Here is a 12,237-nt window from a genome sequence, read left to right as displayed (position 1 = left end):
TGGCCTGGTTGAACAGGTCCTGCAGCCGGGGCCCGGCGATCGCCAGCAGGGCGGCCACCAACAGCGCGCTCATGAGCGTGATCATGACCCAGCAGAAGATATTCAACTACCCTATAAACATGCGAGCTTCAATTTACGCGCGTCTCAGTCAGGACAAGCGCAAGGGAACTTCAGAAGAGGGTTCTAGCGTGAAGGCTCAGGTAGAGGCCTGTACGGCCTTTATAGAGGCTAAGGGCTGGACACTGGATAAGACCTATGTTGACAACGATATAAGCGCCACAAGTGGTGCCCTACGGCCTCAGTTCGAGCAGATGCTTACTGACTCCCCCGCTAATGTGGTGGCGTTCAAGTCTGACCGCCTAAGCCGCGACGTGATGGACACTCTGAGACTCAAAGCCTCCGGCATCACTGGCTGGCTGTGCGACGGTGGAAAGCTGGACTTCTCCAGTTCTGACAGCACCATGCTTACGCTGTTCCGCTCAGTGATCGACTCTACGGAGCAAACAAAGAAATCTGAGCGCCAGAAGTTGGCTACGCAACGTGACGCTAAGGCCGGTAAGTACCGTGGCAGTATCAGGCCGTTTGGGCAGGAGCGAACTGGCGCTTGGGTTGAGCCGGAAGCTAGTGCTGTACGTGAAGCTACCGAGAAGCTGATTAGCGGTGAATGGACGTTCTTCAAGGTAGCGACTGAATGGAACGCCAGAGGACTCAAGACACCTCAGACTGGCAAGCAAGGCGGCAGGGAGTGGACTTCTGGCACGGTTAGTCAATACTTCAAGCGCCCAAGGCTCAAGGGCTACCAAGAATATGACGGCACGTTATACAAGCTGGCTGACTGGAAGCCGTTGCTAAGCGAAGAAGAGTTCGAGCATATCCAGCTCATTAGAGAGTCACGCAAGACCGGCGAGCGCGGAAAGCAAGGCTACAGGCACCAACCACACCTGTTATCAGGCTGGATTGAATGCGGCATATGCGGACGCAAACTGAATACGGCTTACCGGGGCAAGCCCAAGAACACGCGTGCCTACAGTTGCCCTACTCCTGGACACGTCACAAGAGCTGCTGAACCTATCGAGAAGATGCTTGTAAGCCGCGTTCTAGTGCCCCTCTTCTCCCCCAGCTCTCAAGAGGTGCTAAGCCCTCATGGCGCTACAGAAGCTGCTGAGCTTCGCAGGCAACAAATGACCCTTATGCAGGAGCATAGGGAATGGCTCAATGAAGCCATAGAAGCTGGACTTAGGCCGACATTGCTGGCACAAAGAGAGGCTAAACACGAGAAAGAGCTGGCAGCACTCAAGGAAAGCATTGCTGAGTTAGAAGCGGATAGTGTCTTTGCTGGAATCTCCTGGATTGAGCACGCCAGAGACATTATGGAATTTGAGCCTATTGCTTGGGAAAACTGGAACTCTTTATCGACAGAGCGCCAGAGGTTGCTGATACAGGCGTTATACAAGAATGTTCAAGTAATGCCACAAGGAATAGGCACTGGAAGGACGTTCCAGCCTAAGAACATCAAGGTTGAGATAAGCCCCTTGCTGGAAGAGCTTGAAGCAGAAGCAATGCAGTGGATGCTATTGGCCGCTTTCAGGTAACAAAAAGCACCCTACCTAAAATGGTGGGGTGCTTTCGCCTATTTAGTTAGTTCTTCCTTGGCCTTGTGTAAGGACGCAAGCATCAGAGTTACCTCTGCGCTTACTCCGGCCAGCTTTTTCCTGTCGGCTTCGTGGTCTGCCTTAAGTTCCTGAATTTCGTTCTGAGTAGTCAATTTCATTTCCTTTTCTAAAATGTTTGTATATATTTTTGGACACAAAAATTAGGCGGCAAGGTAGTAGGTCGTGCGACCTTCCTTTTCCTCACCTACAAGCCCCTGAGTCACCAACCAAGTCATAGCTTCGCGTGCCTTGGTGCGCAGGTTGCTACGGAACTGCTTGTTAACATCTGCCTTAGGGAACTTGCCAGCTTCCTGGATCTTAGGGAGTACCACAGTTTCTGCGAACTGAGCGACAGGCATATCTGCCTGCGACAGTTCTTCCTCCTGCTTATGAGCGTGGTGCGCAATGGTTGCATTGAGCTTCGCACGTCCAATAGCTTCCTTGGTCACAAAGTGATCCATGACGGTCATGCAACGGTCAAGAGTCTTGGCACTGTGGCGCATAACCTCAGCAGACAACTTCCAAATGTCCTCAGACACGAACTTCTGACCGTGCAGGATAGCCAGCAAGCTTGCTACCTTGATACGCACCAAGGACAGGTGGCCGTCGTGGTCTTCGGTGTAATCGTCAATGCGCTTTGCACGCTCTGCTTCCAACTGGTCAAGCTCATCCTTTGCGCTATCTGGGAGCATCACATAGGTAGTGGTCGGCACAAACTCTGGGAACGGATTAGTCCAGCCCAATTCGCTGACCACGTTGTTCAGTTCCCGACGCTCACGCCAGCTCAGACGCTTAGACTTGTCGCTGCTGGCACTCACCCAAACGAAACGCTGAGGCAATCCGCTCTGCTGGTGCTCCAGAAGTGCGCCAGCGTTGCGGGGCTGAACGTCAACATCGAAAACGCAGCGGTAGCTACCATCAGCAATCGACACGTTAGCCTTGCCACCAACAGTGTTATTGCTCAGTTCCGCACCCATGAAGATCGACAGCAAACGCGGGAAGATCGTGGAGCCGGAACGGTTAGCCTTGGTAGCAAAATCGGTGATTTCATCACTTCGCACAAACACAGATGACTTAGCGGTGAAGGTCTTACCCTCCTGCTCGTTCTCAGTGTCCTCCTCCAGCGCCTGAGCGTCGGAGATGAGCTTCAACAGCGCTTCGCCTGAACCCACGTCCTGAATGTTCAAGCTATCCAGGTTCATAGCCTTACGGCCTACACGGTAGGCTTCGCCCTTACCGTCGCCCGAGTTGCCAACGCTTGCCAAGAAGAAGTTCAAGCTAGCGCCACTGCCTCGCAGGTCTGGGTCAGTCAAAACGTTGTGGTGAGTATCTGCGCTGGTCATTGCAAGGCTGTGTCCGAGCACTGCCCATGGGGAAGTATTCGACCCCTTGGCCAGCTTCTCAATCTTGCTCAGCATCTCGGTAGAAGCGAAGAAAGCACTCTCGCGCTCTTCCTCCAACTCATCTGCGTAGGCGTACTGAGGCTCAAGCACGTTCAGCTTCTGGTCAAGCTTGTTGCTTCCTCGTCCGCTTTCATTCGCGTCCAAGTCCTCAACCAACGGGTGAGTAAGGTAGTTGGCCTGCAACTCTTCGCGCTCAGTCTCGGTATCCGCATGGCACATCAGGTGGGCGGTGTACCAAGCCAGTTCCGACGCAGCGTCATCCCAGCTATGAGCGCCATTCTGGGCTTCGTAGAGGGCGTTAGCGTGCTTCATGGCCTCGTTGTAAGCCAGTACAGCGGCACCCTTGTAGGTCAGGACAGCAGAACCGTCATCTGCGAACTTGTCCTTGGCAGGCTTAGCCTTAGCATCCTCAATAATCCACTGTGGCGCTTCTGGAATCTCACCTTCAAAAGGCATCTGGGTGTATGGCTTACCCTCGTAGGAGCCTTCAAACACGATGTAGCCACGGCCAGCAGCTCGAATATCCAGACCCGGCTGAAAATCAGTCTTATTGGACATTGCTACGTCTGCTGGAAGCTTGAACCAATGGTGCTGACCGCCACGGGCAGTCTTTGCAGTCCAAGTGGCTGGCAGTGTTGGGCGGTTGTTCGCAATCCAGTCAATGCCGTTCTTGTCTTCCTTCACGTCAAGGTCAAGCACAAAGTAGCCAGCCTTTGGCATGGCTCCAATATCCATACCCTTTGCTACCCATTCCTGGATAGTCTTTACGTCATCAGTAGCGATTGCCTGCCAATTCTTTACTGCTGGTCGCTTGGTGCCAGCGGAGATTGGGAAGTACAGGGCAATGTTTGGCAAATTCTTCAATTTAGTTCCTTATTAGTCGATTAAACAATGTAGCCCTTCGTGGCTACATATCTAAGCGTAGCACATAAATCCAAATCATCTTTTTGGGCATTGAAATTAAGGATTATTTTAATTATTTTCTGCTTGTGTAAGAAATTAATAATAATAGCTGACACGTCAACTAAGCTAAATAAGTGTGGCTCGCGCCACTGGCTTAGGAGGGTTTAGAGGTGTACATTTGACTGAGAGTTGGACACGTCCAGATGTGGATTTTAGGGGTGTACACGTCTAATTTTCAGTCTGACTAGGCAAAAGGTTGAAAAGTGGACATGTGGACATGTGGACATGGGTGTAGGCGTAAATGTATAAAAATCCACCTACACGAGAAGTGGTATACATATAAGCAAATTTTTATTATTTTTTAATATATATAGGCCTTTTTAGGTGTGTGTGAGGGGTTTTGGGTATGTCCACATGTCCATGTCCACCTCTGACGTGATTTCTAGAACTGTGCTAGAATTAGAAGTACAAGGTCTAGTCAACCTTGTGTCGATTAAACAAGCGAAAAAGCCCCTATCTTGAGATAGGGGCTTTTCTCGTACCGCTAGTTAACGCGAATGTCTTGAAGCGACCAAGTGCCGCTACTTTCCGAGAAAGAAAGCTCGCAGGTGAACCTGTTTCTCATCGACGCACCAAATGAGTTCTGAGCATCAACATCCATATAAACCGTATGCGTGGCAGAACCTTCAAAGTAGTTCTTATTGCTGAACTTTGCCGTCGAGGGTGCTTTCAATTGAGACTTGATAGCCGTTTCACACCTATCGAAAGCCCCGTACTTGTTGGGACTCTTAGTATCGCCTGATCCGCAACTACCGAACACGAAAAGCGAGCCAACCAGTACCAAGGCCAGCAAGCCGCTACAACCGCCAATGCAGCCCTTTGAAGATTCAGCCAAAACAACTCCCCCTAATGAATGTTTAATCCTCTGAAGCCTAAGCCTCCGTTCGGCATTTTCCTAATCTATTACTCACTTGCCGCTAAAATAGATGTATAGCGTAAATGTTGGTCGCATTTATGGCTCCTTGTAAGTGGTTGAGCGTTCCTTCCTTCCGCTCCCACATAGCAAGCCCCTAACACTGTTTTCTTCCTTTCTCAGTGTTGGGGGCTTTTGCTTTGCCTAAGGGTGTTTTATCAAAGCAATACTGAGGTAAAACGCAGCTATAGGTATCTAGAGGGGTAATTGTGCCTCCAGGAAAAGCTAGTTCGAGTTTTGCAAGCAGTGCTTAGGCAAAAGCAATTACCACACTGGCGCTCTGGTGTCAAGGGGTAATTCAAAAAAGTGTGCTACACTGGTAGTAGAGAGTTATTCAAGGGAATGGCCTAACTTAATTAATCCATCGTTTAGATTAGAGCAAAAGGAAGAAACCAATGAGTTTTGAAGTAAAAGAACTGACTGAAGAGCGCAAAGCCGAGCTAATGGCGCGTATTGAGAAGAATATGGCCGACCGTGACGGCTCTGACTGGTACTACAACTAGGCCGGAATGCGACGAATGAAATACGACTCCACCGAATTTACCTCTGTAACTATCTGCTGGTGCGATGCACGATTCCTGGGCTTCGGAGCTAACGGACTGAAATCAGCACTAGACCAGATGTGGTGGCACGCAGAGCACTCAGAGTGCATGGATATTCCCAAGCGAGGAAACATGAAAAAGATTTACAAGAAAGAAGGCATTGCATTGCCAGAGTTTGCAGACATGGCTACTGAAGACCGTGGCAAGCGAGAGACTGCCAAGCAGCCGCACCGTACCCGTATCCGCCTCAAGCACCCTACCGAGGGACGTGGAGAGGTTATCCAGCCCTTTGGCGCTAATGCTCGTGCCTACGGGCAGGTAGGGCTTGACGGCCACAACGGCCTTGATTACGGAGTGCCTAGCGGTACTCCTGTAGTAGCAGCCTATGACGGTGAAGTGCGATTCCAGGGACAGGGCGTAGATGAAGTGCTTATGGGTGCATCAGCCGGCCTATGTGTGGTTCTGCATCACCGTGACGGGCAGGCACGCTTCCTTACTGGATATGCCCACCTATCCCGCGTGTATGTCAAGGAAGGTGCCAAGGTCAAGAAGGGGGACGTTATCGCCCTCTCTGGCGCTAGTGGCATGACTACCGGCGACCACCTGCATTTCGAGTTGATCCCCATGGGAACTGTAGGACATATGGAGCTGGATAACGGATACCTAGGCCGTGTTGACCCAGCACCCTACTTCGATAAGGAGGGGGCACTGTTCCCACTACAGGGGGATGTAGCCAGAAACAAGGGGGGTGCTTCCTGAGTTATGGGGGCTATGTCAGGGAAACAGGGGGGTATGTAATGCAGGGGGTACAACTCCTAGGACAGGGGCACTTAGTCCGAGTTATGCAAGCAATATCAGGGAAACTCGATGACTGAGTGGACTACAGCGGACTACCACCGCTACAAGGATCAGGTAGTCAGTGCATATGGCTGGTTGTGTCACCTGTGTAGAAAGCCAATCGACCCACAGATGAAAGGCAAGCAGGGTCTGTCACTCGATCATGTGTTGCCTCGATCACAAGGTGGACAGAACACAATAGAGAACCTTCGACCATCACACCTGCTGTGCAACTCCCGTAGAGGAGATAGACCGATCGAAGAGTATCTGCTGACAGAACAAGACAAAACCGACTGGTTTTTTGGTTTGGCTTCCTGAGCTAAGCACCCCGCGCTCCAGATTCATTTTTTCTAAGACCTATTTTAGTTGACAAAGTGCAACTACCTACCCAAAAGGACATAATTTGCTAATCGAATCAGCCCAGAAAACGGTACAGAAACTCACCGATCTACAGCTATTGACAGAGAAAGACGCGCTAACCGTGGCTCTCATTGAAGAACTATGCAACGCATGGCCTAAGTGCGAGAACGCCAGCCAGCAAGCAAGCATTGCACGCGAGCTTCGGCAGCTCATTCAAAACTTGCCTCAGCCAGAAGCACAGCCAAGCGGCTCAGCACAGCTCCTAGGAGACATTGCCAATGCTTGAGCTATTCAAAACCTATTCAGAGGCCGTCAACGCAATGTTGGCGGCCTTTGCCGTTAACGAGGACAAATGCTAGAAGAAGACTTTTTCGAGAACCTGGGCAAGGCACAGCCCTTGTACGCCACCAAGCCCACTCCTGGCGCTGAAAATGAACTCAAGGCGCTAGAAATGACCGCCAAAATGCAAGGCAGGCCACTTATGCCTTGGCAGAGACTCGTAGGACGCGTTGCAACAGAGAAAGACAGTTTCGGTAACTACAAATACAAGATTGTGGTTATCACCGTTCCGCGCCAGTCTGGCAAGACAACTATTGTCATGTCTCTGGACACCATGCGCGGTATCAAGTACCCCGGTTCTAAGGCGTTCTACACTGCCCAGAGCGGCAAGGATGCGCGAGAACGACTCTTTGACCTTGCAGACAACCTACAAGCAAGCCCAATCGGAAATGAAGTTATCGTTCACCGAGCTGCTGGCGCTCCTAGAATCACTTTGCCGACCGGCTCACGTATCCACTCATTCAGCCCTACGCCTGAGAGTTTGCACGGCTACACGCCACGCACAGTAACGCTGGATGAGATTTTCGCCTTTGATATTGCCGAGGGAAACCTCCTGCTTGGTGCTGTAACTCCTGCACAGCAGACCGTGCGTGACCGGCAACTTATCATGACCTCTACTGCTGGCACGTCTGACAGCACGTTCCTAGCTGATTGGGTTGAGCGGGGCAGGCAGGCTACCCAGGAAGCAGACACGCAGATTGCGTACTTTGAATGGTCACTTGCAGACGGCCTAGACCCGTTCGACCCGGCTAACTGGGACTTCCACCCCGGCTTACAGGGTGGCTTGATTGAGAAGGCCGACATTGCAGCAGCAGCGGAGAGTATGAGCCGTGGTGAGTTCATTCGAGCCTTTATGAACCGTCCGACTATTCAGAAGTCAGATGCAGTGTTCGATATGAAGGCTTGGGCAGAGCTTAAGGCAGAACTCAGTGAGCCTCTACGCCGAGAAGTGGCTATCGGCTTTGAAGTGAACGCTGACCGTTCCCGAGCAGCGATTGTGGCGGCATGGAAGAACGGTAACAGCGGAGAAATTCACCATAAGGTCATTCGCAACGGTTCTGGAATCAACTGGCTGGCACCAACACTGGAACAACTAGCTGAATACCGCCCTATGGCCATTGGCGCTGACAGGTACGCACAGAACAACGCGCTGGTCAGTGAACTAAGCGACGAACTGCAAAAGGAAGTCGTAACCCTGACTCCTGAACACATCAAAACCGCCTGTGTTGCTTACAAGGGACGGATTGAAGACGGCACAGTGAAGCATACGGGCGACGGAGCACTAACAAGGGCAGTTTCAGAAGCAATGTCACGGCCAATGGGCGAAGGATGGGTACTTTCACACAACTCTCCCCCAGAGGTTGTAGCGGCAGTAGTTGCAGTACGACTCTTGGCGCTATCCAAGGAAGAAAGCCAACCGCTAATTGCCTTCTAATTAAATAGAAATAAGAATCCCATTGAATTACCGAGTTCTCGCTAAAATATATAGAGAACAAACAAAGGAATTCAATGGGATTTTTCGATTTTTGGAAAACCTCAGAAGTTGAAAGTCCATGGGCAGATAACAGTCATCTGGAAACAATGACTTTGGCCGACCTTTACGGCCTAACTCCCGACCAAATGCCAGTCAACCGAACCTCAGCAATGAGTATTCCAAGCTTGGCAAAGGGTCGTAACCTTATCTGTTCTAGTGTTGCACGGCTTCCGCTGGTAGCACGTAGGGACAATGGGCTTCTGAGTCCGCAGCCAATGCTGCTAAACCAGTTGCAAACTGGCGTACCGAACATTACAACTTTGTCTTGGGCAGTAGATGCAATGATCTTCTACGGGCGTGCATGGTTCATCATTGAATCAAGGCTGAACAATGGACAGCCAAGCGCTTTACGGTGGGTTCCAGAGAATAAGGCCGATGTTGAAAATGGCCGACTGGTAAAGGCTTTCGATAAGCCGGTTAAACCCGCAGACTCGATCCGAATAGATGCCATTCACGAGGGCATCATTTCTTTTGGCAAAAATGCAATTCGAGAAGCCACTCTCCTAGAGAAGCTGGCAGCAGAAGTGGGTAGTAACCCTATCCCACACACTGTGCTTAAGCAGAAGGAAGGCGCTGACCTTACTAAGAGTGAGCGTGACGAACTTCTAGCGCACTGGCGCTCAGCTCGTAGCAAGCAGGGCGGTTCCGTTGCCTACCTGAACAAGGCTGTTGAGGCCGAATTCCAAGGACAGCCAGCAGAAAACCTGCTGATTGACGGACGTAACCAGTCTTCCCTGCAAATGGCGCGCTTGCTCTCCCTCCCAGCTTGGGCTGTAGATGCAAACGTGAAGGGACAGTCCCTTAGCTACTCGAATATGGCAAGCCGTAACCGTGAATTGCTCGATGCAATTAACCCTTACATGGAAGCCATTGAGCAGACGCTCAGCATGTGGTTCCCCTACGGCACCAAGATTGAATTCGATTCTTCTGAACTGCTCCAGGATGACACCAAAACCCAGTACGAATACTTGGGTTCTGCTATTCAGTCTGGCCTGCTTACTGAGGATGAAGCCCGTAAAAAGATCAACCTAGAGCCTAAGCCTGAATTTGAACAGGAACAGGAAAAGAATGACGAACAACCTTAGCATTTTCGGTTCTCTTGTAGAGGCTGAGGAAAACACGCGTGAATTGAAGTTCAAGCTTCTCCCTTTCGGAGAACCTGGACGCACCAACCTTGGTGAGATTCATGCAGACAAGGGTGTTATTGAGATTCCAGAAGCAGAAACTCTGGAACTCAATGAAGAGCACGACTACACCCGGCCTATTGGCAAGTTCAGCTCTGTAGAAGAGCGTGAAGACGGCATTTATGCCGCTGTGAACATCGTAGAGACTACGGCAGGTAATGACGCGCTGAAACTGGCGCGTGCAGGACTCCGTACAGGCATTTCTGTTGAGATTGCCGACCCAATTATCGAGAACGGACAGCTTACCGCTGGCCGACTCACTGGCGCAGGTCTGGTTGTACGACCTGCTTTTGACAATGCGCGTCTTGTAGAAGCCGCTAAAAACGAAACTGAGGAAGTTACCCCTATGGAAAACAACGAAACTTTTGTCCAGCCAGAGCCTTTGACTGCTGGCGCTGACCGTGTAGAGCTTGGCGCTCTGACCTTCAACGCTGCTAAGTCCGGTGCCTCTGTGCAGGCAGCTCTGGCAGACCAGTTGCCTTCGGATGACACTGGCAAGGTCTACATTCGTGACCAGGAGATTGGCGAGCTGTGGGAAGCTCGCAAGGTCAACCGTCCAGTCATCGAGAAGATTGGCGTGAAGCCACTGAACTCGCTGTTCGTTACCGGTCACAAGAAGGCTCGTACTTTCGAGGTTGCCGATTGGGCAGGCTCCAAGGTTGAGCTGCCTACCGGCAAGTTCACCACCTCGCGCGAGAACTGGCAGGCAAAGTCCAAGGCCGTTGCTGTTGACGTTGCTATGGAACTGGTTGAGTTCGGTTCTGAAGACGTTATCTCGGAGCTGTACGAGCAGGCTATGGACAGCTACATCGAGCAGACCGAATCCGAAATGATTGCCTCGCTGGTTGCTGGCGGTACTCAGATTCCAGCCGGTGCAGCAGATGACGCTATCTCGGTCATCAACAAGGCAGCTGACACCCTTGGTGCTATCGGTGCCAACATGAGCATTGTTGCTTGTGCTCCAGACGTGTTCGCTACCCTGCGTGGTATCAAGGCCGTAGACGCTCCGTGGTGGCTGGCAAAGCAGGGTTCGGTGAACCTTGCTAACGGTTCGGCTGATCTGGGTTCTGGCGTTGTCCTGACCTCTAACCCTGAGCTGGCAGCAGGCACTGTGGTTGTCGCTGACCACCGTGCAGTTGATTACCGCGAGTCCCGAGACTTCCGCTACAAGGCACTTGACCTGCCTCGTGGTGGCGTGGACATTTCGCTTATCAAGTTCAATGCCGAGAAGATCACCGATAACGGTGCTGTTCTGGTGTTCACTGGCGTTGGTGTTGAAGCCTAACCATGGTTACTGCGCAGCAAGTTATTGATTGGTTGGAGCTACGCACGGTATCTACCGATGACGCTCACCTAACGCTGATCGTACCTGCTGTAAACGCCTATGTAGATGCTCTGCCCTCCATTGATCGTGTGACCGATACAGAAGGTAACACCCAGTGGGCAGGCACTACACACCTTGGCGCTGTCATGCTGGCAAGTCGGCTTTACCGCCGTAAGAACTCCCCACATGGCATTGAGTCTGTAGGCGATATGAGCACTTACGTCTCTCGCTACGACTCAGACATTAGCCGTCTGCTGAACATCGACACCTTTAGAAAGCCTCTGGTGGGCTAATGCTCTACGGTGACGCTCTTCAAGAGATTGCAGACACGCTAAGTGCAGCAGGAGTGAACGCCACGGTAGAGCCTGACCGTTTGGAAGTACCTGGAGCACTGGTAAACCCCGGTGTTATCGAGTTCGACCATTTGGACAAGGAAACCTACAGCGCCACCGTCGAAGTCTACTTAGTTACTTCTGACCGTGGCGCTGTGGAATCTCTCAATGACCTCCAGCACCTACTAGCCAAGACAAAGGCTGTTTACGGCTTCAGTACAGCTACTCCGGCCACTCTATCGGCCTCAAATCATTCTCCAGACGGGTTGCCAGCACTCTTGCTGGAACTACCCGTAACCATTACCCCGTAAGGATTTAAGAAAATGGCAGTTGAAACCATTACCGTTGGCGCTGGTCAGTTGACCATTGGCGCTGAAGATGCACTCACTAACTTCTCCTCGCAGACTACCTCTGTGAAGCTCGTTCCAGACGTAGACCAGGATGACGCAATCAAGGTTCTGTCTGGTGAGTCTGTTGCAGGCGACCGTACCGAATCGTTCACCCTTGAAGGTTCGATCCTCCAGGACTTCGGCTCTGCCGATGCTAAGACTGAGTGGCTGTTTACCCACCGTGGAGAAACCCACGCTTTCGAGTTCGTACCGAATACTGCCAAGGGCAAGAAGATCACTGGTTCGCTGGTTGTCGAAGCCGTGGAAATCGGTGGCGACGTGGGCACCAAGCCAACCTCTGACTTTGAGTTCATGGTGGTTGGCGAACCTGTTATCGCAGCTATCGCTGGCTAGTCATGGCTGAAAACCTACGCATTGAGGGAGGGCGCGAGCTACGACGCACCTTGAAAAAGGCAGGTCTAGATATGAAAGACCTAACCGCTGTCAACCGTGCAGCAGCTAACG

Annotated in this window: 12 protein-coding genes; 9 read left to right on the top strand and 3 right to left on the bottom strand. The window is 51.5% G+C overall.

Features of this window, described 5'->3' with window-relative positions; genetic code table 11:
- The first annotated feature begins 71 nt into the window (after positions 1–71).
- Positions 72–1,592 (top strand): recombinase family protein, encoded by a 1,521-nt coding sequence (locus tag JQN66_RS06290; RefSeq protein WP_338029217.1) that lies wholly within the window; start codon positions 72–74, stop codon positions 1,590–1,592.
- Between the two features lie 38 nt (positions 1,593–1,630).
- On the opposite strand, the gene JQN66_RS18590 is transcribed toward JQN66_RS06290, so the two are convergent.
- The 3 genes from JQN66_RS18590 to JQN66_RS06280 form a co-directional block, all read right to left on the bottom strand.
- On the bottom strand, positions 1,631–1,765 hold the full coding sequence (locus JQN66_RS18590) for a hypothetical protein (RefSeq protein WP_275439073.1): 135 nt from the start codon (positions 1,763–1,765) through the stop codon (positions 1,631–1,633).
- 48 nt (positions 1,766–1,813) lie between these two features.
- Positions 1,814–3,919: a bifunctional DNA primase/polymerase gene (locus JQN66_RS06285; RefSeq protein WP_204677072.1), complete on the bottom strand. Its 2,106-nt coding sequence runs from the start codon at positions 3,917–3,919 to the stop codon at positions 1,814–1,816.
- 583 nt (positions 3,920–4,502) lie between these two features.
- Positions 4,503–4,853 (bottom strand): hypothetical protein, encoded by a 351-nt coding sequence (locus JQN66_RS06280; protein WP_204677071.1) that lies wholly within the window; start codon positions 4,851–4,853, stop codon positions 4,503–4,505.
- A gap of 596 nt (positions 4,854–5,449) precedes the next feature.
- On the opposite strand from JQN66_RS06280, the gene JQN66_RS06275 reads away from it, so the two are divergent.
- From JQN66_RS06275 to JQN66_RS06240, 8 genes are all read left to right on the top strand, one after another.
- Positions 5,450–6,232, top strand: coding sequence for a M23 family metallopeptidase (locus JQN66_RS06275; RefSeq protein WP_204677070.1), 783 nt, complete (start codon positions 5,450–5,452; stop codon positions 6,230–6,232).
- A 108-nt stretch (positions 6,233–6,340) separates the two neighbouring features.
- Entirely contained in the window at positions 6,341–6,628 is a 288-nt protein-coding gene (locus tag JQN66_RS18710) for an HNH endonuclease (protein WP_204677069.1), read from the top strand.
- Between the two features lie 394 nt (positions 6,629–7,022).
- Positions 7,023–8,444 (top strand): terminase large subunit, encoded by a 1,422-nt coding sequence (locus JQN66_RS06265; protein WP_204677068.1) that lies wholly within the window; start codon positions 7,023–7,025, stop codon positions 8,442–8,444.
- A 74-nt stretch (positions 8,445–8,518) separates the two neighbouring features.
- Entirely contained in the window at positions 8,519–9,628 is a 1,110-nt protein-coding gene (locus JQN66_RS06260) for a phage portal protein (protein ID WP_204677067.1), read from the top strand.
- Positions 9,612–11,012, top strand: coding sequence for an HK97 family phage prohead protease (locus tag JQN66_RS06255; protein ID WP_204677066.1), 1,401 nt, complete (start codon positions 9,612–9,614; stop codon positions 11,010–11,012). The genes JQN66_RS06260 and JQN66_RS06255 overlap by 17 nt, the downstream gene beginning before the upstream one ends.
- A gap of 2 nt (positions 11,013–11,014) precedes the next feature.
- Complete coding sequence (locus JQN66_RS06250; RefSeq protein ID WP_204677065.1) at positions 11,015–11,344, top strand: hypothetical protein; 330 nt, start codon at positions 11,015–11,017, stop codon at positions 11,342–11,344.
- Entirely contained in the window at positions 11,344–11,694 is a 351-nt protein-coding gene (locus JQN66_RS06245; protein ID WP_204677064.1) for a hypothetical protein, read from the top strand. The genes JQN66_RS06250 and JQN66_RS06245 overlap by 1 nt, the downstream gene beginning before the upstream one ends.
- 12 nt (positions 11,695–11,706) lie before the next feature.
- A complete protein-coding gene (locus JQN66_RS06240; RefSeq protein WP_204677063.1) occupies positions 11,707–12,126 on the top strand; it encodes a hypothetical protein in 420 nt (139 codons plus the stop codon).
- The last annotated feature ends 111 nt before the right edge of the window (positions 12,127–12,237 follow it).

The organism is Glutamicibacter protophormiae (assembly GCF_016894325.1).
Lineage (GTDB): Bacteria > Actinomycetota > Actinomycetes > Actinomycetales > Micrococcaceae > Glutamicibacter > Glutamicibacter protophormiae.
The sequence above is the reverse complement of the archived record's forward strand: the minus strand, read 5'-3'. Positions and strand labels throughout refer to the sequence as shown.